At 41.8% G+C, this 25,746-nt stretch carries 16 protein-coding genes; 9 read left to right on the top strand and 7 right to left on the bottom strand.

The window, feature by feature from the left end:
* Positions 1-85 precede the first annotated feature (85 nt).
* Positions 86-835, top strand: a complete 750-nt coding sequence (locus tag PCIT_RS22225; protein ID WP_010367731.1) for an alpha/beta hydrolase — start codon at positions 86-88, stop codon at positions 833-835.
* Positions 836-875: 40 nt separating this feature from the next.
* On the opposite strand, the gene PCIT_RS22220 is transcribed toward PCIT_RS22225, so the two are convergent.
* Entirely contained in the window at positions 876-1,364 is a 489-nt protein-coding gene (locus tag PCIT_RS22220; protein WP_010367729.1) for a hypothetical protein, read from the bottom strand.
* 100 nt (positions 1,365-1,464) lie between these two features.
* Here PCIT_RS22220 and PCIT_RS22215 point away from each other — a divergent pair, with 100 nt between their 5' ends.
* Entirely contained in the window at positions 1,465-5,454 is a 3,990-nt protein-coding gene (locus PCIT_RS22215) for a rhombosortase-dependent M36 family metallopeptidase (RefSeq protein WP_010367727.1), read from the top strand.
* Positions 5,455-5,556: 102 nt separating this feature from the next.
* On the opposite strand, the gene PCIT_RS22210 is transcribed toward PCIT_RS22215, so the two are convergent.
* On the bottom strand, positions 5,557-7,743 hold the full coding sequence (locus PCIT_RS22210) for a DUF6359 domain-containing protein (protein ID WP_010367725.1): 2,187 nt from the start codon (positions 7,741-7,743) through the stop codon (positions 5,557-5,559).
* Between the two features lie 107 nt (positions 7,744-7,850).
* Positions 7,851-9,875 (bottom strand): bifunctional 2',3'-cyclic-nucleotide 2'-phosphodiesterase/3'-nucleotidase, encoded by a 2,025-nt coding sequence (locus PCIT_RS22205; protein WP_010367723.1) that lies wholly within the window; start codon positions 9,873-9,875, stop codon positions 7,851-7,853.
* 255 nt (positions 9,876-10,130) lie between these two features.
* Here PCIT_RS22205 and PCIT_RS22200 point away from each other — a divergent pair, with 255 nt between their 5' ends.
* Complete coding sequence (locus PCIT_RS22200) at positions 10,131-12,188, top strand: serine hydrolase domain-containing protein (RefSeq protein ID WP_040697926.1); 2,058 nt, start codon at positions 10,131-10,133, stop codon at positions 12,186-12,188.
* A 111-nt stretch (positions 12,189-12,299) separates the two neighbouring features.
* Here the strand turns inward: PCIT_RS22200 and PCIT_RS23010 are convergent, their stop codons facing one another.
* From PCIT_RS23010 to PCIT_RS22185, 3 genes are all read right to left on the bottom strand, one after another.
* Positions 12,300-14,531 carry a YHYH protein gene (locus PCIT_RS23010; protein ID WP_021032330.1) on the bottom strand — a complete coding sequence of 744 codons (2,232 nt, stop codon included), beginning with the start codon at positions 14,529-14,531 and terminating at the stop codon, positions 12,300-12,302.
* A 301-nt stretch (positions 14,532-14,832) separates the two neighbouring features.
* Positions 14,833-15,744 (bottom strand): carbohydrate binding family 9 domain-containing protein, encoded by a 912-nt coding sequence (locus PCIT_RS22190; protein WP_010367720.1) that lies wholly within the window; start codon positions 15,742-15,744, stop codon positions 14,833-14,835.
* A gap of 383 nt (positions 15,745-16,127) precedes the next feature.
* On the bottom strand, positions 16,128-16,982 hold the full coding sequence (locus tag PCIT_RS22185; protein ID WP_010367719.1) for a LytR/AlgR family response regulator transcription factor: 855 nt from the start codon (positions 16,980-16,982) through the stop codon (positions 16,128-16,130).
* 184 nt (positions 16,983-17,166) lie between these two features.
* Here PCIT_RS22185 and PCIT_RS22180 point away from each other — a divergent pair, with 184 nt between their 5' ends.
* The 4 genes from PCIT_RS22180 (at position 17,167) to PCIT_RS22165 (ending at position 22,193) form a co-directional block, all read left to right on the top strand.
* Entirely contained in the window at positions 17,167-18,423 is a 1,257-nt protein-coding gene (locus PCIT_RS22180) for an acyltransferase family protein (RefSeq protein ID WP_010367718.1), read from the top strand.
* Between the two features lie 636 nt (positions 18,424-19,059).
* Positions 19,060-19,956 carry a hypothetical protein gene (locus PCIT_RS22175; RefSeq protein ID WP_010367716.1) on the top strand — a complete coding sequence of 299 codons (897 nt, stop codon included), beginning with the start codon at positions 19,060-19,062 and terminating at the stop codon, positions 19,954-19,956.
* Positions 19,957-20,397: 441 nt separating this feature from the next.
* Positions 20,398-21,141, top strand: a complete 744-nt coding sequence (locus tag PCIT_RS22170) for a type 1 glutamine amidotransferase domain-containing protein (protein ID WP_010367715.1) — start codon at positions 20,398-20,400, stop codon at positions 21,139-21,141.
* Between the two features lie 209 nt (positions 21,142-21,350).
* On the top strand, positions 21,351-22,193 hold the full coding sequence (locus tag PCIT_RS22165; RefSeq protein ID WP_040697928.1) for a class I SAM-dependent methyltransferase: 843 nt from the start codon (positions 21,351-21,353) through the stop codon (positions 22,191-22,193).
* 352 nt (positions 22,194-22,545) lie between these two features.
* Here PCIT_RS22165 and PCIT_RS22160 read toward each other — a convergent pair whose 3' ends face one another.
* A complete protein-coding gene (locus PCIT_RS22160) occupies positions 22,546-23,517 on the bottom strand; it encodes an integron integrase (protein WP_010367711.1) in 972 nt (323 codons plus the stop codon).
* Between the two features lie 308 nt (positions 23,518-23,825).
* Here PCIT_RS22160 and PCIT_RS22155 point away from each other — a divergent pair, with 308 nt between their 5' ends.
* A complete protein-coding gene (locus PCIT_RS22155) occupies positions 23,826-24,659 on the top strand; it encodes a tyrosine-type recombinase/integrase (protein WP_192992768.1) in 834 nt (277 codons plus the stop codon).
* The gene (locus PCIT_RS22150; protein WP_192992773.1) at positions 24,656-25,744 is read left to right on the top strand and encodes an IS91 family transposase; all 1,089 of its coding nucleotides are present in this window, start codon (positions 24,656-24,658) and stop codon (positions 25,742-25,744) included. The genes PCIT_RS22155 and PCIT_RS22150 overlap by 4 nt, the downstream gene beginning before the upstream one ends.
* Positions 25,745-25,746 lie beyond the last annotated feature (2 nt).

Raw genomic sequence — 25,746 nt, 5'->3', positions numbered from 1 at the left:
AATTAATTAAACCATCACTCACCCTATAAAATCGAGTGAAAAGTAAACTAAGATTAAAAATAGAGAGAAAATAAAAAGCATGTACATGTATAAGTTATTACCCATATTTATGTTTATAATTACTGCACATCATGTGTCGGCACAGCCAAAAACGCTTTACGATAAAGAGCGAGCTCGCACCATCCCCATTATTATTTCTGAGCCAGTGAATGCATCGGTACAATGCACCAATAAAAGCAAGTGTTCAGTTGCGTTTATTAGTGCTGGATACGGAGTACCTCATAATAACTATACCTTCATAAGTGAGCTATTAAATAACAGAGGGTATTTAAGCATTGCTATACGCCATGAATTAAAAACCGATCCACCACTTTCCATCACAGGCAACTTATATCAAACTCGCTTAGTGAATTGGCAACGTGGGGTTAAAACATTAAAGTTTGTTAAAAAGGCCCTCGAAAAACAATTAACCAGTTATGACTTTAATAATTTATTACTCGTTGGGCACTCTAATGGGGGAGATATCTCTGCGTTATTGGCAAATGAATCACCAAGCTATGTTAAAGAACTCATTACTCTCGATCACCGAAGAGTCTCGCTTCCCAGATCAAAAACCATCAAGGTGCTCTCTATTCGCGCCAGTGATTTTTCAGCCGATCCTGGGGTACTACCCTCTAACATTGAGCAAAAGCAATATCCAAGCTGTGTAATAAAAATTGATGAGGCTCAGCATAATGACATGTCTGACTCAGGCCCCTTATGGCTTAAAAACAGAATATCTAACATTATTATAAACCAACTCACCAGCTCCTCGTGCGACGCTTCAGATACATAAAGCATTTACATTATTGACCATTTTTCTCAATGGGTGAGCGCTAATACTCACCCATTAACGTTCCAAAATACCTCACTTGAAGCTCTATTGACTGGATCGCATCGATGCCTTGCAACTTTTGAAGCTCACCGAGTAAATCAACATCAGACGACAACACCGTGTAGCTAACCAATGAGTCCGATTTTTCTTGTTTTTTCAACCCTGCTAATTGTGGCGCAAGTTGGCTTTGCTTTAAAACAACAATAATTTCCCCCGTTACGATGCCTATTTGGCCAGTTGTTACATTTTTTACTTGGTCACCTTTATGTAGCATATCACTCGTTAAAATAACCCTGTCCATGGCCGTTATCTGTAAATACTTCTTTGGTATAGAAATTACCGCTTCAGCTTTGCTGTGCACAGTATTATTCACTGTTTTTGTTTCATACAGCGTGTTTTTCACAGTCGGTGCGCCATCAATTTCTGCAACAAAAGAACATCCCGAAAAAAGAAACAAAAAGAACACCAATCGACCTAAAATCATACACATGTGTAAATAACCCCCGCAACAAAGTAAAAAAAACTTTGAATTTTCATTAAAAAAGAGAGATGTTAAGAAAGTCTAACAACAATAACACAAGGGTTAAAGAATGAAAAATGTACCGAAAACAACTATAATCGCAGCTTCACTGACTGCAATATTAGGTACACCAACAGTTTCTGCATTGCCAAATACTACATTGTCAGACTTGGTTAACTTTACCAATGTCGCTAACAGTGCAGACTTAATTACTCAACAGCAACAAGCTCTTGCTAAACAACAGACCAGCTCAGGTATGACAAACCACTATGATGAGCAACTTGGAAAAGCAACTTTTCTGTGGGCTAGTAAAGGGCTAGTCACACCTAACATTTCACAAATTGCTGATGAAGAGCGTAACGCCTTTGTTGCTGATTATTACTTACAACAACTCACCGGTTTAAAAACCAGCAAAGCAACCATTTTAAATGGTGCAAAACTAAGCAGTTTACATCAACCAAAACGCGGGCCTGCAATCGCTAAATACAAACAAGTGGTTGGCGGTATCGACGTGTTTAACAGTGAATACAATGTGATGCTAGACAAAGAATATAACCTTGTCGCTTCATCTGGTTTTGTATCATATGCTAAAGTTGCTAACACCATGGATGCTGCACTCACCTATTTTGGTGATCCTGAAAAAGCCATTAACATTGCCGCTCGCAACATCGGGGCCGATGAAACAGCTCTGAACTTAAGCGAGCAAAAAGTACAGGGCCAATTCACCTCTTTTACTGCAAAAAATAGTGACGGTGTCATCAACACATTCTCTCCTCGTGCTAAGAAGGTATTTTTTGACACCGGTAATGAACTCGTTGCTGCGCATTACGTCGAAGTTGATGTGGCACCAAAAAATAGTGTTGAGTCGCAAGCCTATGGATTTGTCATCGCAGTAGATACAGGCAAAGTTCTATTCAAAAATAATTTAATTGCGCACGACAGTAACTACACATATCGAGTGTATGCCAATCAAAATGGTTACCCAATGGAAGGGCCTCATGGCGATGTGTTGCCGAAAATAGGCACAGGTCCTGATAAAACAGAGATTGAAGCCGCACCTCTTGTTACTTTATCGCACTATTCGAAAATTAGTACCGCAGATGCATGGCTTGCAGAAGATGCAACCATGACTTCTGGAAACAATGTATTTGCTTACGCCGATGTCGTAGCCCCAGACGGCTTTACCGAAGGTGATTTTAGCGCCGAACTCACATCAGCAAAAACGTTTGATTATCCATATGAACCAAGTCAATCGCCGACCAGCTTAAATAATCGCAAAGCGGCAATTGTTAATCTGTTTTATATGAATAACTTCCTTCATAACTTCTTTTACGACTATGGCTTTGATGAAGCATCAGGTAATGCACAGATCACAAACTATGGTCGAGGAGGTGAAGAAAACGACCCACTCCATGTTCAAGCACAAGATTATTCAGGGTTAAACAACGCCAATATGGCAACCCCTGCAGATGGTCGAAGTCCTCGTATGCAGCAATACCTCTGGAACAGCAAAGACGCCGTTGTTGGGGTTGATTTTGGTGTTACTGTGACTTCACACGACGAAGTCGGCTTGCTAGCATCATCTAGAGTCGCGTCATTTGGACCTGTACAATATGATATGTCAGGCACAACAGCGAGACTTAACGACGGCACCGACACTGTAACCGATGGCTGTGAAGCTGCAACAAATACAGATGAGTTAGCAGGGAAAATTGCATTGGTTGACCGTGGTGGCTGCGCCTTCACTGTTAAGGCTAAAAACGCGCAATTAGGCGGCGCAATAGGCGTTATTATTGTCAACAATGTTGATGATGGTACACCAGCACCAATGGGTGGTACAGACGATACTGTCACAGTGCCTTCAATGGGTTTAAGTTTCCAAGATGGCAAAAAAATCTACGACCTGATGGAAAGTGGTGAGATGGTCACCGTCAATCTAATGAGTACTTTCCCACTTAAAGATTCAACGTTCGATAATGGTATTGTTGCGCACGAATGGGGTCATTACATATCTAACCGCCTGATTGGTAACAGCTCAGGGTTAAATAACTTCCAAGGTCGTGCTATGGGCGAGGGTTGGGGCGACTTCCACTCATTGATGTTCATAGCGCTTGAATCTGATTTAGCAATTGCAGGCAATGATCAATTCCAGCTGTCTTATGCTACCGGTACCTTTGTAGAAAACTTTACAACGGGTATTCGCCGTGCCCCTTATTCAACTGATATGTCTGTTAACCCACTCACCTTTAAACATATTACCAGTGGTGCAGAAGTCGATGGTCTACCACCTACTAATGGCGGTTCTCCACATGCGGCAGGCGAAGTTTGGGCAAACATGCTCTGGAACATTTACGTTGGCCTGATCAACAAACATGGCTTCCAAGAAGCGCAAGATAGAATGTCAACGTACCTCATCTCAGGCTATAAAGCGACTCCAATATCACCGACCTATGTTGAGGCACGCGATGCAATACTTGCGTCTATGTACGCCACAGACATGGCTGACTTTACCTTAGCGCTGAAAGCATTTGCTGAAAGAGGGCTCGGCCTTGGCGCAATAGCTCCCCCTCGCGACAGCACAGATAACTCGGGCGTGGTTGAATCGAATAAAACATCACTATCAGCATTCCAAGCACAAAAGATCTCACTAAACACCAACTACAATGGCGCTGAATTAGGGTATTGTTCCAGTGATGAAATCCTTGATAAAGGCGAGACAGGTACATTGTCTGTATCGGTAAAAAATGCCGGTGATACTGAGCTCAGTAATATTCAGGCTAAAGTTGTGGTGACCAGTGGACACGACGTGACACTTGAAAATGACGGGATGATATCATTTGACGCACTGGCACCGTTTACGTCAATGACAAGTATGCCACTTAAGATCACACTTAACGAAGCCGGTACGGCCGAAAACCTCACCTTTGAGGTGACTTTTGAAGGGGAAGAAGTTGTTGGCGAATCCACCATGGACATTTCAACAACGGTAAACTATGACTTTAAAGTTAAAGCGCATCAAGGCACTTCTGCGTTAGTAGACATGGAAGGCTATAACTTATTTGCCGACTTTAAAGAGCATGTTATGACAGGCGCTGAGTTAGCTAAGGGCACGCAAACCTTTAACACTAGCAACACCGCGTTTTTTGCAGCAGGCAATGAAGGCGTTGAGTTTGGTGAGCAAACCATGTTCCTGCGTAACAACGGATTTGAGTCTGATGTTGCAGTAGAAACCAAGAACTTTGAAGTGGGCTTTGGTAATGACTTCTCGGTTAGTTTTTGGCACTTATTCATCTTAGAAGAAAACTGGGATGGCGGCGTACTAGAAATAAGCGTTAATAATGGCAATTGGGTTGATGTCACCTCAGATATCGCAGGTGGTACCTTTGCCACAGGCTACAACACTGAAGCACTGATTGAGAACCCCTCTCAAGCTCTACAAGAAAGGCCGGTATTTTCTGGTTTAAACTTAACTGCGGAGCAACGTGGCAATATGGAAAAGGTCAGCTTTGGCGATCACCTTAATGGCCAAACCGTAAAATTCCGTTTCCGTATTGCATCTGATGGTGGGACAGCTGAAACAGGTTGGTTTATTGACCAAGTGAAATTCGAAAATGTAGTATCTTCTCAGTTCCACACTACAGTCGCTGGTGATACAAACGCATGTGACAATGTAGCGCCTCTTGTGAATACACCTGAATCAGTCGATGTAAATGAAACTGACACAGCCACAATTACAGCCACAGCAACAGATCGTGATAATGATAATTTGACATACTATTGGGTACAAACTGAGGGGCCTGAAGCGACACTCTCGGGCAGCGACTCAGCGACTCTCTCAGTGACTCCGCCAAGTATTACTGAAGACACCATGTTAAAGTTTGAGTTAACCGTCAATGATGGCTCAACTGAGGTGAAAACATCTACTATCGTCAATGTCACGAATGAAACGCCAGTGGTAACCCCACCAACATTACCTGATTCAAGCAGTAATAGTTCAGGCTCTATGGGTTGGTTCGCATTATTATTTGCAGCAGCAGGCTTGATCCGCCGCCGTAAGTAACACTTTGTGAATTATCTATTTTGATAGGGAAAAAACAGAGCTATTTCATAGCTCTGTTTTTGTATAACACCATTGAATAATACGCTCTACCCTCTGTATGTACTAATCAAGGAGGGTCAAACGGCTGACATTGCGCACACCAGCATGGCTCATATAGTTATTTTTAATCCCTTCTACACGCAACCGTTTACCGATCACATTAGAATTCAGTTGTGGGCTATACATATTACGTTGCGACGACTCCAATTTAATATACACAGTATCAGATGCACTATTATCATCACGTAGCTCTAACGCATATTTACCATTTACAGCACGGGTAATTACCCCTACGACGGTCACAGGCTCACCATTACTCATAGCAAGTACTTCAGCTACTGAAGAGTCTGAGCCAGGTGCTGGCTCATTGGTACTGCCACCCGATACGCTCAATTGTGACACTTGGCGAACACCAGGCTGACTCATATAGCTGTCACGTACGCCTTTAACAGTTAAAGTCGCATTCAGCAACTCAGGGTTTAACTGTGGGCTAAAGTCGTTACGCTGGTTACTTTCAAGTTTAATATTAATGGTAAAATTCGCGTTGTTATTATCTTCGAGTACCAAGGCATAGATGCCATTTAACGCAGACTTAATACGCCCAGTTACTTCAATCGCCTCGCCCGTCGACGACGCCAACGCTTGCTCAACAGATAACGCCGTCGGTGCAATTTTTATATCACTGACATAACGAATACCCGCGTCACCCATGTAGCTATTACGCGTCCCGGTTACGATAATATTTTGGTTTAAAATAGCAGGGTTTAACTGAGGATTAAAATCAGCACGTTGTGCACTTTCTAGTTTTACAAATATATGGCTTGCTTGCGCCGTTAAATCATTTAACTGCAGACCATAAATGCCATTAACCGCGGCTGTGACTTTACCTATAACAACAACTGGTTGCCCTTGTGCTGTAGCGAGCGCATCAGTTACTGAAATCGTGCCACCAGGTGTCGGTGTTGGATCAGGGTCTGGATCTGGGTTCGTGCTGGTATCACCAAAAGGCGCATTAAATGAATTATTTTTGTATGTATCTGTATCCCATGGATTAAAACCGCTTGCTGGCGTACCCCATGGTTGGCCATTATTCGGATCACTCATTTCTTGCGCAGCCATAGCGCTCGGCGTTACAAAGCCGCTGTTATGGCCGTTTTGATTATCAAAATACTGGTAACTTTCAGGCGTGGCTAGCCAGTCAATAATATTCACCGCAAGCGTGGCTGCATTGCCCGCATCAGTCCAACCTGGGTAAGTACGCTTAGTACTGCCAGAATCTTGGCGACGGTACTTAGGGCTCGCATCTTCAATCGGTGATGAGTCGCCAATAAAGGCTGCTTTACCAGCACCCGATTTGGCAATTGCTACATAAGGGCCTTCCGCTTTGCCACCAAAATACAGCCCTTGATCTTTAGCGTGCTTCCATTTTACTGGGTTATCTGACTCTGAAAAATACACCAAGCCCTTGGCTTTTTGTGCATCAACAACCGCAAGCGTCGCGCCGGCCGCCATCAATATAGGTTGTACGCCTTGTGTAATGCCCTCTGTTTGTGCACTTGGCTCTACACCACTGACACCTTGCTTATAATCAACGCCGTTAAAACGAAAACGAATCCCAAAATTCTCAACTAACCACCCCGCATTAGCTGACTTTGGGTTACGCCAATCGCCATACTCTCCGCCTAAGTTATATTTACTTAAGTCAGAGCGGTTATAACCATTAAATACTTCAGTGGCATCCCATGTATTCAGGTTGCGGTCTGCATCATAATGATCAGCGACAAAAAATATACCTTTACCCGCGGCGATATATTGCTCTAGCGCTGCTTGCTCTGCCATTGTAAAGGGGCGGTTAGTTTCCGCCAATACGAATACATCAGAGCTTTTAATAGCATCATAAGTTATGACGGCTTCGTTTTGCGCACCATTGCCAGTACGGTCGTCATAAAAACGGATCGCGCCGTCGTTATTTAAATCGATACCTCGGTATTCTTTTACCGTATATCCTTGTTGTACTAACGCATCGGCAAAGTCAGAAAACGCCCCATCAATGACCCAGTCTGCGTTGCCCTCTACGCCACCATGCGACACATCAAAATAGACTGTTTTACCATTATTGTTGCTCGCTGTTGGCGTTTTAACTGGCGCGACATTATTCCAGTCGTAAGCTGCGGCCGACACGCTATTCGCTTGTGCAAATAAGCCTGCGCCAAGCACCATTGCCAGCGTTGTTTTATTCATACTGATCATGATTCAATTCCCGTTGAGTGTATGTGTAATGAAAGTGCCCACGCTCGTTATATAAGCAACGCACGTGAACACAGAGCAAGCATTGCGCTTGCTCATAAGTAAATTGGCTAGTTAGCTTGAGTTAGGTCCAAGCGATACAAAGCAAAGCCGTCAGGGTTGGTTTGGTTTAACGCTTGAATATGGCCAAATTGCTGACTGTACGTTTTAGCATCGTCGCTATTTGAACTAATAAACTGAATGTCAGCATGGCTATTTGGCGCAAAGCCCCAGTTCATATCTGCTGACGGATCAAGTCCTTTACCGGCGTTTTGTTCACTTTGATAAGCAATGTAATCGGCTACTACTTGACGGTTTTCATTGGGTGAATCAATGACAATTTTATCTGCCCCAATGTTTGGGAAATTACCACCACCAGACGCGCGGTAATTATTGGTTGCCACTAAAAACTGCTGCGCTGCAGTGACATCTTTACCCTGATATTGTAATGACACAATGCGTTCACCATCAGACACTTTAACGCCTTTACTGTCATAACGCGCTGGTTGCGCAACATCAATCTGGTAGGTAACACCGTCAATCACATCAAAGTTATATGACGGGAAAGCAGAGTTTATCAATGACTGAGTCTGAGCATTTTGGCTATCAACTTGGTTAAACTGCCCGGCAGACATCTCAAGCCACTCTTTGACTTCGGCGCCATTAAGTTTAAGTACTTTCAATACATTCGGATAAATGTATAAATCAGCCACGTTGCGATACGCAATGTCACCTTGTGCAATCGAGGTGTAATCATCCGCTCCACCTCGACCCGCTCTAAATGGCGCACCCGCAGACAATATAGGTAAATCTGCAAGCTCAGTGCCCTGTACAATTTTTTGGGTATACCAAGTTTGCGCATCGGTCACGATTTGTATCGACGGATCATCATTAACTAAGGCAAAAAAGCTATTCACTGAACTGGTCACTTTAGCAAAAGGTTCATTGACCCATGTACGCGTTTGCGTATGCTCATGAGTGACAGCCGCTTCGACTTCTGGGTCATTGTCAACCAAGGCAATCGTTTGACGATTATCACCTGTCTCATAAATTGCCTGAAGTGAAGATTGAGAGTCTGTAACTTGCCATTGGCCCGCGTTGTACTGCAATGTCAGATCAATTACTCCTAAATGATTGCCCCAAAATCCAGGCATCACTGCAGCTACGCCATTGACCGTACCTTTTTCTATATCAATGCCTTTATCTGCCATGCCTTCATAACGACTCCCGGGGAAGTTCGCATGCGCATGACCAAATAAAATGGCATCAATTCCGGTCACTTTAGACAGATGATAGCTGGCATTTTCTTCCATTTGTTTATGCTCAGCCACCTCAAGCCCTGAGTGCGGAATGGCAATCACAATATCAGCGCCTTTACTTTTCATTTCAGGGACATATTTATTCGCCATTGCCAGAATATCTTTTGCAATCACTTTGCCTTGTAAATTCGCTTTATCCCACTGCATGATTTGTGGCGGCACAAACCCAATAAAACCAACTTTTACCGTATGACTATTGCCTTGAGTGTCTGTAAATGTTTTGTCTTGAATAAGATAAGGTGAGAATAAAGGCACGTCATTCGTTTCATCATCATCATCCACAAAGACGTTAGCCGAGATATAAGGGAAGTTCGCGTCATCAATCGCTTCTTCTAAAAACTCAATGCCAAAGTTAAACTCATGATTACCAATATTTGCCACATCATAATCCAAAGTATTCATGGCTTTATACACTGGGTGCACATCCCCTTCGGCTAAGTTTTTAACTTTGGCCATATAATCGCCCAGAGGACTCCCTTGGATCAAATCACCATTGTCTACTAACACAGAGTTGGTTGCTTGTGCACGTGCTTGATGGATCAAAGCAGCCGTTTTTACCAGTCCGACTTTATCGTCTTGCTTATCCGCAAAGTAATTGTAGTTCAGTAGGTTTGCATGCAAGTCTGTGGTTTCTAAGAGGCGTAATTCAATTTGTGTGCCCTGAGCCGGTGCAGGCACTGGCGCGATAACTTCTATGTCATTATTTGAATCAGAACATCCTGTAAATAGTGCAGAAGTACCGCATAAAACCGCCAATTGCAGTAATTTTGTTTTCATAATCCCTTTCTCTTTTATCGTTTTTAGAGACACTACTATAGAAGGTGAAAAAGACATTTAAGCTAAAATAAAGTGGCAAATTGGTGCCAGATTTATGACAATTTTATATTTGAGAATAAATAAGAAAAATATGAATTTAGACAAATTTAGTAATCAACTTATTCCGTGTTAATAGATGGTTGTTAAACGAAATTGACAATAGCCATTAATATTGGCCATAGGTAATATAACAAGGAAACATAAAAAGGACTTACAATGAACACAATCCGGACTGATCTTCTTTTAATGTTGAGGCGCCTTAGTTTAATGTTATTTATTGGCATAGGGTTAAATCAGCCTGTATGTGCCAGTGCTCACCCCATATGTTGTGGTCAAACCGTTCCTAACAACGAAAAACCAAATAGACAAAACCCGTTAACCCCCGCTTCAAAAACACAAGAATTAAAAGGGTTACAAAAATATGTCGACTATTTAATAAACACAGAAATTGCACGGCACAATTTACCCGGGGTGGCTGTGTCTATCGTTAAAGATGACAAAATTATCTTGTTAAAAGGCTACGGCTTTGCTGATCTAAATAACCAAATAAAGGTGGACCCTAATGACACCTTGTTTCGCATAGCATCTATCACCAAAACAATGACCGCCATTGCAGTAATGCAATTGGTAGAGCAAGGCAAACTTGAAATAGATGCTGATATTAATGACTACCTAAGCGCATTTAAAATCCCTAACACATTTAATGAACCCATTACGATCGGCGCTTTGCTCAGTCATCGTGCGGGTTTTGAACAAGCCGATGCTGGTAACTTGTTTGTGCAAAACCCGTTAGAGGTTTTGAGTACTGAGCAATATTTGGCTACACACATGCCCCAAAGAATTTGGCCACCCGGTCACTTAGTATCTTATTCAAACTATGGCTTTGCTTTGCTTGGCTATCTCGTGGAGTTGCAGTCTGGGATGAACTTAGCGACGTATATGGATCACGCTATATTTTCCCCGCTAGGTATGAGTTATACAACATTACGAGAGCCGATAAAAAATAACACAGCCTCCACGTCTATGCCGTCGGTATTAGAAAATCACCTTGCCACAGGGTATTTTCGAAATACAAAAGGCCAAAATATTGCCAAACCTTTCGAATTCACGGGGCATATTGCCGGGGCTGGAGCTGCGTCTTCAACGGCGCATAATATGGCGCTTTATATGCGTACACTGTTGAAAAATAGCAGTCTTTTAGTCAACTTAGATACTCACGAGCAAATGAAGCAGCGGCTTTACAGCGATAGGCCATTAGCAACAGGCATTACACATGGTATGTTTAATGACACCTTTAAAGGCTATCAACAACATCATCATGCGGGTGGAACCTATACGTTTTCATCTAATATGGTTATGTTCCCTGAATTGCAATTGGGTGTTTTTATTTCAACCAACGCGGTTGAGCCGCAATCTCATTTAGTGACCTCGTTAGCTACTGCAATAGTTAATAAATACTATCGACATCAGCCAGCAAAACCCACGGCAGGGCTTAAGGCTGAAAAACAGGCTCAACCGCACTCATACAGTCAGTTTTTAAGTGGACAAATAACTCAACGGCACCTCGCAGACTACACGGGAACGTATCTAACAACACGCCGTTCATACACCCAATTAGAAAAACTATCAGCGTTAAATGGGCCGGCCACGATCTCGATAAATCAGCAAGGCGAGCTCGTCATGACCAATTCAGGGCACCAATTAAGACTTAAACGGCTCAAAGAAAACATCTTTCAGGGAAAGTCTAAAGCGGCACCAGCGTTTTATTTTTATCACGATGACTCGGGAAATATCGACCGCTTTTCGGCAAGTATGTATTCTGGTGATTATGAACGAGTGAGCTTTTTACAAAGCCCGCTGTGCTTTTATTTGGCGTTGGCGCTCGCTTCATTATTGTCGATGTCGACCCTATTACTCAGCGCCATTCGACACTTTAAAAGTAACACTCTAAGCAGAGCCGAGCTGTTAGCATGTTACTCAGCAGGAATGATATTAGCCGCAGTGTTGGGCTTTGTTTTTATGAACGTTACTTTAGCGGTTGATGATTATGACTTTCTTATAAACTTCCCTACGATTGAGGTAAAACTACTACTGAGTTTACTGATAGTCATTGTGTTAACCACCTTAGCAAAAGTGTTCTGCTTAGCATTGGTATCGCGCCTTCGCTGTCTGCCTTTACTTTATAAAGTCCATTTTTGGCTTTTTACACTAAGCTGCTTAAGTTTTATCTACGTATTTTGGATATGGAATGCGATTGGGTTTAACTATTTTTAACTAAGCTTGCATACAGTCTGTGGCAATCAATGATATAGGTAAAACATCAAAGGTATCGATGCTGTGCACATATGGAGGTCAAGCGGTATTAACCTCCACATGCGCACATTACTAACCATTAATGGCTATGCTCCCCTCACTACCATGACTGTGGCTTCTTCGCTCTAAGTTGGTAGGCCGAGTAAATGTGCCATTTAAGTTGCCTTTAAAACACCCTAATACCCAAGGGAACGTATCTGTAACGTAGTAGCCATACTGACCATTTACGGTCATGCCGTTACATTCATCTAAATCTCCCGCACTGGCTTGATACTCCCAATCACCTCTGAACTGACCATCATAATTATTGCTCGCAACAACGCCTGTTCCACCCACAGGCGTGGTATACCCTGATACAGCTTGGCGTGCGCCACCATTATTTTTTAATACATAGCTTGAGGTCGCCTTTCTAATGGTGCCTGTGGTGGCATCTTGAAAACAGCTACCATAAATAGGGAAACCATCGGCTGCGAAGCCAATAACCGCCGATGCTCGACTACCACAAGTCTGGTTGAACATCGCAACCGGATTGCCATGATAGTGATATTTGCCCGAAGGCTGAGTATGAGCATTATGCGCGTCAGTTCCAAATGTATTTAATGATGACATCGGGTCGTAGCGCCACGGGTTATCATTTTGATCTGGGCCGCAGCCAATTTTCTCTCGGCCTATTGGTTCATCGCCTACGTCATAGCACGCAGCTGGCAACAAATCTAAGGTCACACCATTAAGTAATACACCCTCGGTGGTGCCTATGCCCTGAGATGTTGTAGCTGTCGCGAAGCTGGCTGTGATAGGTAAGTTATAAACCAAGTTTTGCGCCGATGCATTCGTCGCAAAGGACGCAGTATTATCATTAAAATCATGATTTGGGATCGAGTTTACTGTAATTGTGCACGTCGTATTACCCACTGTGAGTACCACATCTCCGGTAAAATCAGCCGCCCTTTTAATATCGGTGACATTAGAGAAATAACTGCCTTCATAATTGCGGCAACTTACAGCTTCATTGGTAAATATTTTGTCTGTTATATTAACGCTCGTGTTACTCGAGGTCACTGTAAGCATATCGGTTGCAGAGCTTGTCCCTTGCGTCACCGTTAAACTCACCTCAAACACACCAGCAATATCTGCATTAAATTCCGCACTCACTTTATCGGCGGCACTCAGTTGTGCACTACTATTATCGGGTTTACTCACCAGTTGCCACTGGTAACTTAAATTATCCCCTGTACTTTGGCTGCCACTAAGCGCAACAAAGTCACCAACAGTAACACTTTGGTCATCCCCGGCATTGGCAGTAGGTGCGCCAGCTTGTGCCTCTGCGGTTATCGTGATCATATCTGCCGCAGAGTTCACTTTACCGTCATTAACAACCAAAGAAAGCTGATAAGTCCCTGCTGTATCTGGCGTGAGCTGCACAGATTCAGACGTGCTACTTGAAAGTACCGTGTTACTTTGTGAGGGCTTACTCACTACACTCCAAGCATAACTAAGAGTATCGTTATCAGCATCACTACTGAGCGCACCAGATACGGTTACCACATCCGCAACGCTCACTGTTTGGTCATTCCCAGCATTGGCAATAGGTGCTTGGTTCGTGGTAGATGCTTGCGCCACCACCGTCATTGTATCTTGGGTTGATTCAATTTGCCCATCACTGACCGTTAACCCTAGCTCATAATTACCTGCAACATCAGCGGTGAACTTTGCATTCACCAATTGTGCATCTGTTAGCGCCGCATTACTGCCATTGGGTTTAGACACAAACAGCCATTGGTAACTCAACGTATCGCCATCAGGATCTTGACTTGCAGCCCCCGATAACGTGATCACAGCACCCAGCAACACTTGTTGATCGCTCCCCGCATTAGCAATCGGCATTTGATTGACTGCAGCCGCATTCACGGTAACCGTATCTTGGCCTGAATTAACCGTGCCATCATTCACAACAAGACCCACTGTATATTGCCCAGCAATATCCGGCGTAAACGTCGTGCTACTGCTTGTGGCATTGACTAAACTAGACTGGCTCGACGCAGGCTTTGTAATAAACTGCCATTCGAATGAGAGTGTATCTCCATCGGCATCTTGGCTTTGACTACCACTCAATGTCACAACAGTCCCCACAGAAACCGATTGCTCATTGCCAGCGTCTGCCACTGGTGCTGAATTACTGACAACCACGCTACCACCATCATCTGTATTTGGCGTTGTCCCTGAGCTGCTATCACTACCACCCCCGCAGCCACTTAGCATGCTCGAAGATACTAGTATCAACCCTAATAACCTTTGTCTTGTCATGATTTACTCTCTGTTGATTCAACTCAGTAAGTGTTGGCAATAAGCGGTGTTATTGCCACTGTGATGACAAGAAATTTAGAAAGTAAATGTGCAAAGAGTATGCACGCATCAAATCTATACTGTTTTTCACAACAAAAAATACACATATCCCCATTTAAGGTGCAGAACACATGCATAAAAGATAGAAATACCTTCTCTCAACTGCTATATGAAATATGAATTTGGAGAACGTCAATTACTGCTCTGTATTAACGTGTTAGCAGTGTTAGCAGTGTTAGCAGTGTTAGCAGTGTTAGCAGTGTTACTCAGAGTAAGAATTAAAACGCGTCATATTCACATCTTGCGCGTCAACTTCAGTGCCAGAAAAGTCAGTATTTAGTGTCAATAACCCTGTTACGTTGGATGTAAATTTATACATCACATCTATGGCTGGTTCGGTATCAGTTACATCGCCAGAACGCTTTACACTGAGTGAGGGTTTTACATCCAACCCTAACCCTTGACGTACATTTTCAACTCCTGATATTTCTCCCAACTGATGTGCATTCCAAGGTTGATCTTGAATATTATTAAAATTCCAAAAATAGTCTTGAAATGGCTTGGACTTTTTATGCCTAAGCTGCAATCCCCAATTCGTTTTTGTCGGATCAAATGAGATAGAGTGCATTGGAATCGCGATTTCAACAGACCAGCTATCCGCTGTTTTATGTGTTTTGGCGTACCACAATGTATTCCACTCTTCTATCCACTGTGACCCATTGACCATACCATCTACTTTAACGCCTGAAGGAGTGACATGAAATAAATAAGCATCCGATTTATCATAGTTGGTGTCTAACACTAATCCGAAGTAGTCTTCACGCCAGATCCAACTCCCTTGCGTTAATACTCGATCAACAACGGAATCTTCCTTTTGATGAATTGTCGCTGCAACATAAAAGTAATCCGCATCATAAGCAACGTAGGCTTCAGTAGGATGATCTGGCTTATCACCAACAACAGGCCTAAATTCAAAGAACTCCGTTACTTGTTTTGCTTCTAACCATTCATCCGCCTTTAATAAACCGTCAATCTCAGGCGGGCTTGAAAGCCTTGGTATTTCAACTGCCATTTGCTGATATTGACTTGCGCTTGCCTCTGCCGCCGTTTGGCTCATTGCCAAAGCTGCACTACTAAGTGGAAACAAAATAAGGGGTATGCTTTTATTGAACATTATACTGCTTTTCCTACTGCGTTCGATTGAGTGCAAATACTGTCATTTACGATAAGAAAAGAAGTGAGAAACAAAGGAAAAAAGGTGGTCAAAACGTGAATTACGATAAAGCATCGGGTTTTATCGACAAGCTGCCTAAAACTGACTCAAAGTCGTACAAATACCAGCCATTCAGTAACCTAGCCAGTTTTGCTTATGAATTGAATTAATCACTCAGCCAAGTAGCAAAAACACGCAAAGCGCTATTTAAAGCCACCCAATAAAAACCATAAACTTATGATATATATACTTAAATTAACTTTTAAATTATCATCTCCCCTTGTTAAAAACATAAATTAGCCTAAAGCCCCTGATGTGAGGCTAAGCTTGCATTGATATAGAAATTAGCCGTCAATCAATAGGAGTGATTTAAACTGCTCTTTGTAACGTCTTGATAGATTTATTTTTTTACCATTTTTCAGGGTGATTTCACTATCTCCACTGTGTATTGGCATGATCGAACAAATGGCATCTAACCGAACGGCATAACTACGATGAACCCGACAAAACCCCTGAGAAATGAGTTGCTCACTGAGCTTGGTTAACGTTGTTCTGAGCGGGTAAGCTCGCCCATTAATATGTAAATTAACATAATTCCCTGAAGACTCTATCCACTCAATCTCACTCACTTTAATAATAAACTCTTTGCCTAACTTTCTCACTAGCAAGCGTTCAAATTGCGGCTGCACTGACTCTTCGGCGCTTTGCAACACTCGAGCCTCACCTTTGAGCTGAGCCATAAAATATTGATAACCTTTTATCACAGCAATCAGAAAAGCAAAGCTCAATAAATCTTTACGGTACTCGTATAAGAACTCATACCATAATAAGCCAAAATCATAATCACGACTGTTACTCCAATACACAAGCTCCCTAATGCCAACCATTATACTGACATGCAACACACTAAATATAAGAGATGCCAGCAAGTAAACTGACAGTGAGCGGCCCATTGCCTGAAAGTTAAATGGATAAGCTGTAAGTAAATATACAATACCCGGTACAAGCGCCAATGTGCCCAATGCACTACTATATTCCCAAATAAATGGTTCCCACCATTCAAACAGCTGGTTATTCAACCGTTGCGCTTCCATAATATCTGACGTGGCATTAATGGTGTTATTAATGAAAATGTACGCCGCTAAAAAACACACACCATAGAGGTTCGAATACTGTAAAAAGTGTGCTGAACGCACCATGACATAACCTTATTTGTTTGATGGATCTCCAGACTATCAATTAACCGAGTTTACCCCAAGTTGTTTATCCCTGTATTCCTCCGCTTATCCCTAGTAACTGTTTTTTAAACACATATTAATATGAATCCACCTCAAATTAAGAAAAGCTATACACATCTAATCACACCATTTTATAGGGTTATCTATGCTAAAGCGCATCATAGCATTGTGGCAATCATCAATATTTTCATTACAAACAACAGAGCGTATGGTTGAACTAGATTGGCTTAGAGTCCTTGCCTTTGGCTTATTGATTTTTTACCACACCGGCATGTTGTACGCTCAAAACTGGGGTTATCATTTTAAAAGTTCGCACATGAATACTGATATCGAAAGCTGGATGTTATTGCTATCACCATGGCGAATGGGGGTAATTTGGTTTATTTCTGGCGCAGCATTAAGTAGCATTTTACAAAAAAAACCAATGACACACGTGCTACTCAACCGCTCAATTAAAATCTTGTTGCCTTTGCTTGTAGGTGTGTGGATGGTCGTACCGATTCAGCTATATGCGCAAATGCAACAGGAAGTCGGGCTATCAATGAATTACGCCGAGTTTTATAGCGCTTTTTTAGACTTATCTCACCCTTTATTCACACAATACCAAGCAGGTATTTGGCCCCACGTTGATGTCAATCACCTTTGGTACCTGCGCTCACTTTGGCAATTTACTATCTGGATACTAGTCGTATTACCAATTTTACGGAGCAATTGGCTGCAAAAGTTTATTCAATATTGTTTAAAACAACCGTTTATCTTCGTCTGCTTGGGGCTATTGCTCCCCCTATGGGTCCTTAAGTTAACTTGGCCAAGCGAAACATATCGCTACCCTATGGGGTTTGTGTTTTTGTTATATGGCTTTTTATTGGTACATCACACAACGTTTTTTACTCAGTTATGCCGATATTGGCAATGGCTACTTGGGTTATTCGCCTTCACATACATAATAATTGTTTATGGATACCAAGCGATTTGGCTCAGTAGCAGCAGTCTTCACTGGCAACTTGTGAGCATGAATATGATATACACGGTGCAAAGCTTACTGGGTGTATTGGCAATACTGGCATTGGCCACACGCTTTTTGAAACGCCCCTCCAAGCTACTGACAAACCTAAACACGATTGTTTTCCCGTTTTATATTTTCCACCAAAGCGTCATTATCGCTCTTGCTTACAGCTTAAGTACGTTAAAACTAGGCCCTTGGCTTGAAGCCTTCATTATTTTATTAGGGACATTTTTGGTATGTGCAATACTCTGCTCTATTGTCGCGCATGTTAAGATCCTACGGCCGCTCTTTGGTATGAAAACCAATTACCCGTGTTCAAAGAGGGTTACTTTAATTGGCACTATTATCTCAATATTAGCGATAACACCTATGGCAATAAAACTATTAATATTTTAACAGGAACTACACCACAATGAGGTGCGACCCCCTTAATATTGATGGAAAAGAGCTCGTTCTTAGAACGCGAACGAGCTCTCCCTATACATTACACCGCTAATTAAAGGTACATTGAACACTGCCATCGAACTGATTGACATATATAGTTTTATTTCGCTTCTTATCATTGTCGCTTTTGGGTTTTCCTGGGCGTATCGATAATGGTCAACGGCTATAATCATTGCAGCCTTAGCCTGCTTATTAACTTGTTTTTATTGTTAACTGCCTCTATGTAGCTCAGATGAATTATCTAGAACAGTCGTGCTTAAATATCAAAAATACTGCACAGAAATCGCCATGACCTCTGGTCTACACTCATCCTAATAATTTAGCGAAGAAAATGGTTCACTCAGCAAGGGCACCTGCTAATAGAAACAGTATAAGTACCTTTCATAATCCCCACATCTCTGCTTTCAAAATGGTTAAAGCAAAGCTATTTATTAAGCTAAACTCGAAAAGCCCCTTCAGTCAATTTAATCCTTTTTTTGAATCGAACCACATAAACAAGCCCCAACAATTAACATTAAAGATACATTGACTCATAAAAACAAACAATTTAATATAATGATTCTCATTTGCATAAAGGAAAGTTACTAAATGAAATTAATCTCAGCACTGCTAATTCTGCTGTTTTCTATCCCTGCTTTTGCCAAAAAGCCAATACGTGTCGTTGATATAGGGGTGATGGGACTCGCGTCTCATGATCTCTTTCAGTGGAACTCTCAAACCCGTGAAAATGATGAAAATGGCCGTTTTGATTTAAGCACTATTTTCGACTACGCAAATGGCACTCGAATTAATCAAGGAGGAAACCCTAAAAACGCGTCCAACGCCGCGGTGTATTCAATTACGCAAAATCTAGTCAGTTTCTATGTTGGCAAGAAAACGACGTTGCTCATGTCTAGGCAAGTCACTGAAGAACAGGCGCACATCATCGCCCGCCAAAAAACACTCGAGTTTTTCATGGGCATGGTTAAAGAGTCTTATCAGCGTTTTACCAATAAAAGGTTCCCTAATTACGCGCTTTCTCTAAGTGTGAATGACAATGAGCAAGGCGTGATGCGTGCCTTACACGATATTTTACCAGGAACCATAAACGTCAATCGTAACCTCACTCAAGAACAATTAACCGTCACCGACTTTTCACTCGCTATGACTCAACTATCGCCTACAGAAATGCTGCAAACAGTGAAATTCTATGATGGTGAATATGACGAAGAATACTTACACGTCGTAATTCCTAGCTTCCCTGAGCCTACAATTATCAATTTAAAAGAAATAGACCACACGTTTATCGCAGAACAAACGGACTATAACTTAGATAATATGCTCCGCGAGCTACACTTCTATGGAAGGCTTCCATTATTCGGCAATCTGGTTGACTTCACCAGCTTTGGTTATCACTTAGAAAACCTGTTTGCAAAAGGGATTTGTAATAAATATGCCGATGGCACTCCAAACACTTGGAATACCATTGCGATAGACTGCTACTAAAAAATACATAGGGTCAGCTGGCTAGCTCCATAATACGCTCTGAAAATTAAAAGTATCATGAAGCAAGCGTCCTGACCCCTCACCATTTCCCCTAAACTAAAGGTACTCACCTGTTAAAATATTGTTGTTTTAGCTGGGTGACCTCCTGTGTACTAACCCACTAAATATTAGACGCACCAGTCGGTTCGCCATAGCGCCTAAAGAATAAAAACGAAGAAACGTGCGAGTGCAAGACGATTATCAGTGTATGGCACAACTCCCTGCCAAGCGCGGCTGCAAAAAGTGCCACTGCGTACTTTTAGTATTGAAGCCCGGAATGACTGGCAACTCAACCTTGGCGTAAAATGCTTAAAAGCCTTGCGATTGAAGATTTGAATGTTTAAACCATTTATTAGCTGGTCTCGTCTAAATAACGATTCTAATTATTTAAAAAGGCAAGTGATGAAACTCTTAACCACTTTTTTATTTATAACAATGTTAGTCACCACAAGTACTGTGGCAGCATCAGCAAAGAAAGTATTAATCGTCGTATCAAATACGGTGGATATGGGAGACCCTGAAAAGCATGATGCGCGCAACAATTTATGGGAAGTCGCCCCGCCTTATCACATTTTTTTAAGCCATGGTTTTGAGGTTGATTTTGTCTCACCCAAAGGAGGCTCTGTTGAGTTCATGATGGACCCTCTAGGGATAAGTAGTTATACCATTAAATATGAAGGTTTTTTAGATAAAGCGAATAACTCTCTCTCACCCGCCCAGGTTAACCCTGAAAACTATTGGGCCGTGTATATCGGCGGCGGTTACGGCGTGATGTTTGACGTTGCTAACAATGCCAAAATCCACGCTATCATAAGCCGAGTATATGAGTCTGGCGGCGTGATAGGAGTTGGAGGACATGGTTCGGCAGGCATTGCGAACGTTACTTTATCTAACGGTGAGTTTTTAGTGAAAGGTAAAAAAGTAGCCGGGTTTCCTAATTCAACTGAAACATCTAAATCATGGGCGAAGCAAGGTGCATTGCTACCATTCCTTATAGAGAGCCAGCTGAATAAAAACGGGGCAATTGCACTAAATAAGCAAACACTAAAAGACAAACACGCCGTCGTCGTCAATCAGCGGATCGTTTCAACCATGTTTTTGCCTTCAGCGGCACTGGTTGCAAAAGAAATGATTATATTAAATTGAGACTTTAATAAATGACATTAATTATACATTAACCACATACAGATAATTAACGAAGAAAACACGTTTTAAAACCTTTTGAAAGTTGAATTAAAATAAAAACCGAGATATGGTTATTTTAGAAAATAATGAAGTTAAAAATTAAAATTTCTCGACCCGTAAGTAATAATAAAAAAACACAAAAAAATAAAAATCACAACAGGACATATAACGTGAGTAAACATGCATATTTAGCAGGCATAATTTTGTTATTCTCAACTCTTAACGTGAAAAGCGTATCAGCCACATCAACGGAGAAAGATGCTATTTGGCACGCTGTGCATAATAATACTTACCGTACGACGGAAGAGTTAAAACGTGATAAATATCGAAACCCTGAAGAGGTACTAAGGTTTTTTGACATAAAAGAAACATCTCAAGTCGGTGAAGTAGCGCCAGGTAAAGGCTGGTATACTCACATACTTGCACCTTTACTCAAAGACAAAGGCAAATATGTTGGTTTACAGCATAACCCCGCATACTATGGGAAATGGCCTGAATGGGCTAAAACTCTGCAAGCATACCCTGAAAAAGTGAAAAACACGCCTGAGCTGTATGGCAAGAATGCAATTGGTTCATGGCTGCCTTCCCTTAAAGGGTTACCTGTAGATGAGGGGTCATTGGATTTTGTTTTTATTACACGTACTCTACATAATTGGCAAAACCAAGGTCGATTAGAGTTAGGCTTGAAGCAGTCATGGCAGATATTAAAAGACAAAGGTGTTCTAGCGATAGTGCAACACAGAGACGATGAAAGCTATTCAGGCGATCGAAAAGCATCTTCAGATCGAGGACGCTGGAAACAGTCAGATCTTATTAACGTGGTTGAGTCACTTGGTTTTAAACTCGTTGCTAGCTCAGAAATTAACGCCAACCCAAAAGATACCAAAGAGTATGAAAAAGGCGTGTGGACTTTGCCCCCGAGCCTAGCTTTAAAAGACAAAGATAAAGCGGTTTACACCGCAATCGGTGAGTCCGATCGTATGACTCTTAAATTTGTCAAAGTGGCATTATAAAGCTCATAAAAGCGCCGCGATTTAATGAGCTCGGGTGTTAGAATAGCTGATGATTTGCTTCATAATAAAATCAATATGAAGCAAATCAACTACGGTTATAGTAAAACAATCGACATACCATTGAATAAAAAATAAAGAATTGGATCTCAAGCAGTTAAGTTAAAAACCCTATGTAAGGTAGTTAAAAATAGAGTTAACGATTAACTGTATTGGTTCTATAAAGTTTAGCGAAAGTACCTGTGCTGTGAGTGTACAGCACCTTTTGAGATTAGCAGGACTCAATCAAACCTGACAGTCGTGTATGTGCCAATTTCAGTCATTTAGGTATAACTCGTTTCTGCCGTAAAACAAGCTAGAATATTTTGCTCAAAGGGCTAACAACACCGTTTGCGCCTTGCTGTAAAACATGAGTATATATTTGCGTTGTCTTCACCTCAGAATGGCCAAGTTGAGCTTGCACGGTTCTGATATCTGCACCACTTTGTAGTAAATGAGTAGCAAATGAATGTCTAAAAGTGTGGGGCGTTATAGGTTTTGTGATTTGTGCTTTTTTGGCTGCCTCTTTAACCGCTTTACGTACTCCTGTTTGATGAAAGTGATGTCGGCGGATCTCGCCAGTTTCAGGATCAACACTTAGCTTATATGAGGGAAATAGATACTGCCAAGCAATTAACTTATTGGCGCTAGGATATTTTCTTGCCAGTGCGTTTGGCATCCAAACACCAGCATATTGTTCATTCTGGGAATCTAATTTTAAGTATTCATCAGCCTGAGCAATTTGATTTCTTAGTTTAGATATAAGTTCTGTGGCGAGTGTAACCACCCGATGTTTATTCCCTTTTCCATTCCAGATCCGAATGCATTTGTAGTCAAAGTCAATATCCTGAACTCGTAGTTGAACAGCTTCCATTACACGTAAGCCGCTACCATACATTAAACCTGAAATTAAATAATATCGTTTACTTAAAAACGACATGAGACGTTTAACCTCCTCGGGGGTCATAACAATTGGCAACTTAGATTGACGCTTGCTTCTGACAAACGTTAGATTAGGACACAAATCCTGTTTAATTATTTGCTTATACAGAAAAGATAACGCATTTAACGCTGTCGCTTGTGTTTTAGGCGACACATTACATTTAAGTACAAGGTAGTCGAGATATTCGACAACCTCGTTATTGCCCATTGAAGCTGGGTGACGCTTACCATGAAAATTAATATAGGAAGAAATCCACTTAAGATATGTATCAACGGTTCTGAGCGAATATTGCTTAGTCAGCATAAACTCGGTGATGTGGTTTAAAAATGGTGAACGAGTTCTCATTGAGCTAGCTCTAACAGGTAACTGTATTTATACACAGTATCGTTGTGTTTCTCCTATAGTCAAGAAAACGACCCATTGGGTCGTTCTTATCCTTTCCATAATATCTAAAGTGCTTAAAAATATATCTTTAGCAACAAGTTAGTTATTGTGATAGAACTGGTACAATGATAAAAATGACCCGTGGCTCGGTAGAAAAACGACCCAATGGGTCGATATTAAATTGTTGAACTAAGCCGCTACGCGGAGATCCTATTCTCAGCATTTGAGCCACACTTTCTCTGAGTTATTTCACAACTTAGAGGTCAAAAATGCATACACTCATTGAACAGGTCAAGGCAGAAATAACCTATCGAGGTTATTCACAAAGAACAAGTAAAAGCTATTGCGCGCACTTACTTAAACTCAGAAATTACTTTAATAAATCGTTGGATTTAATTACAGATGAAGAGTTGAATTCATTCTTTCAAGATCCGGCGATCCGCAAGCTTTCTCGGGCAAGCCAAAAGTTACAGATAAACAGTATTTGGTTCTTGTTTAAGCACATTTTACATCGGCCATTGAACTTAGATATTACCTTACCAAAAGCGAAGTCTCGAGCACCCATTTATTTATCTCGTAGCGACATACAACGGCTGATAGCAAGCTGCACAGATATGCGATTAAAGACGCTAATTATCGTGTGTTATGGCTGTGGTTTACGTATTGGTGAGCTATTACGCATTAAAGTTACAGACATAGACGGTAAACGAAAAACCATTTTAATTGAGCAGGGTAAAGGAGATAAATCACGTTACGTTGTTGTGTCAGAGAGTGTATTGAAGCAGTTACGTTGCTACTGGAGAGTGTACCGTCCATCAGGCTGGATGTTCTATTCTCGATGGCTTATGGACAAACCGATGTCGCCATCGAGCTTTAGAAAGTCATTAAGGAAGCAGTCACACAGTATTGGTTTGCAGCAGTGTAACCCGCATGCACTTCGCCATGCTTACGCGACACATCAACTTGAGTCAGGCATGCCGCTTCATCAATTGCAACATCAGCTTGGTCACAGTGATATTAAAACGACACAGAGTTACTTACATTGGTTACCTGAATTAGGCCATGGCGGCATTGATTTACTGGCCGATTGGGCAAAACAATGAGTAGGTTACACCTTGCTGATATTTTAAACTTAGGGTTAGATGATTATCGGCAACACCACTCACTGAATTACCAGCAGACACGGGTCTGCCAACATCTTCAATCATGTAGGACAGGCAAGTTAGGGTATCAATCTTGGCAATGTGATACGTGTGGCGAGGTAAAACAGGTCGGATGCAGCTGCCGAGACCGACACTGCCCACGCTGTCAAAGTATGGCAACAGCACAGTGGGCGCAAAAACAGCAAGCCCGTTTATTGCCTTGTCGTTACTTCCATCTTGTTTTTACACTGCCACATGAGCTGAATATTGTTGCGCGCTATGACCCAAACACGCTTTATCAGTGTTTATTTAAAGCAGTATGGGACACCCTAAGTAAATTTGCACAGCGTAAAGGGCATGGGCAGTTAGGGATGACAAGCGTTTTACATACATGGGGACAAACCTTAAGTCAGCATATTCATCTGCATTGCTTAGTGCCAGCTGGAGGGCTAACGCAAACTCAATGGCATGAAATAGAACAGGGCTACTTATACCCAGTTAAAGCATTATCAACGGTATTTAGAGGGAAAATGCTTGCGGCATTGCATGCGCGAGGTACTTCGCTGACACATATAACGACACCAGCTAAATGGTGTGTGTATAGCAAAGCGTGTTTAACATACAGTGATAAGTTAGTAAGTTATCTAGCACGTTATACCCGAAAGGGCGCGATGTCAGAATCGAGACTGGTGTCGGTGAATAAACAAAGCGTGTGCTTTAAATATCGAGGTTATGCAGATAAACACAGTGAAAAGGTCATGACACTGAGTTGTAGAGAGTTCTTACGGCGCTATTTACAGCATGTGCTACCCAAAGGGTTTATGCGAATTCGTCACTATGGCTTTTTAGCCAATGCATGTTACAAGCGAAAGTTGGCGTTGATAAAGGCGCAAGGGCCCAGTTTACGTAAAGTGAAGAAGAAAAAGGCGGAAGCTGCGTCACCATCCCCTCATTGGGCTTGTGAAGTATGTAAAATCGGGGTCTTACGATTTAGTGAAATGGTTAATTCAAGTGAAGAGACAATGAAATTAGCACGAACGAGTTAGCA

Origin of the sequence: Pseudoalteromonas citrea (genome assembly GCF_000238375.3) — a bacterium.
In the GTDB taxonomy this organism is placed as follows: Bacteria; Pseudomonadota; Gammaproteobacteria; order Enterobacterales; family Alteromonadaceae; genus Pseudoalteromonas; species Pseudoalteromonas citrea.
Note: the sequence above shows the minus strand (reverse complement) of the source record. Positions and strands in the feature narration are given on the sequence as shown.

Bases quoted from the DNA above. Each gene is read 5' to 3' on its own strand.
- PCIT_RS22225 (WP_010367731.1), top strand. From the start codon at position 86: ATGTATAAGTTATTACCCATATTTATGTTTATAATTACTGCACATCAT.
- PCIT_RS22220 (WP_010367729.1), bottom strand. From the start codon at position 1,364: ATGTGTATGATTTTAGGTCGATTGGTGTTCTTTTTGTTTCTTTTTTCG.
- PCIT_RS22215 (WP_010367727.1), top strand. From the start codon at position 1,465: ATGAAAAATGTACCGAAAACAACTATAATCGCAGCTTCACTGACTGCA.
- PCIT_RS22210 (WP_010367725.1), bottom strand. From the start codon at position 7,743: ATGATCAGTATGAATAAAACAACGCTGGCAATGGTGCTTGGCGCAGGC.
- PCIT_RS22205 (WP_010367723.1), bottom strand. From the start codon at position 9,875: ATGAAAACAAAATTACTGCAATTGGCGGTTTTATGCGGTACTTCTGCA.
- PCIT_RS22200 (WP_040697926.1), top strand. From the start codon at position 10,131: ATGAACACAATCCGGACTGATCTTCTTTTAATGTTGAGGCGCCTTAGT.
- PCIT_RS23010 (WP_021032330.1), bottom strand. From the start codon at position 14,531: ATGACAAGACAAAGGTTATTAGGGTTGATACTAGTATCTTCGAGCATG.
- PCIT_RS22190 (WP_010367720.1), bottom strand. From the start codon at position 15,744: ATGTTCAATAAAAGCATACCCCTTATTTTGTTTCCACTTAGTAGTGCA.
- PCIT_RS22185 (WP_010367719.1), bottom strand. From the start codon at position 16,982: ATGGTGCGTTCAGCACACTTTTTACAGTATTCGAACCTCTATGGTGTG.
- PCIT_RS22180 (WP_010367718.1), top strand. From the start codon at position 17,167: ATGCTAAAGCGCATCATAGCATTGTGGCAATCATCAATATTTTCATTA.
- PCIT_RS22175 (WP_010367716.1), top strand. From the start codon at position 19,060: ATGAAATTAATCTCAGCACTGCTAATTCTGCTGTTTTCTATCCCTGCT.
- PCIT_RS22170 (WP_010367715.1), top strand. From the start codon at position 20,398: ATGAAACTCTTAACCACTTTTTTATTTATAACAATGTTAGTCACCACA.
- PCIT_RS22160 (WP_010367711.1), bottom strand. From the start codon at position 23,517: ATGAGAACTCGTTCACCATTTTTAAACCACATCACCGAGTTTATGCTG.
- PCIT_RS22155 (WP_192992768.1), top strand. From the start codon at position 23,826: ATGCATACACTCATTGAACAGGTCAAGGCAGAAATAACCTATCGAGGT.
- PCIT_RS22150 (WP_192992773.1), top strand. From the start codon at position 24,656: ATGAGTAGGTTACACCTTGCTGATATTTTAAACTTAGGGTTAGATGAT.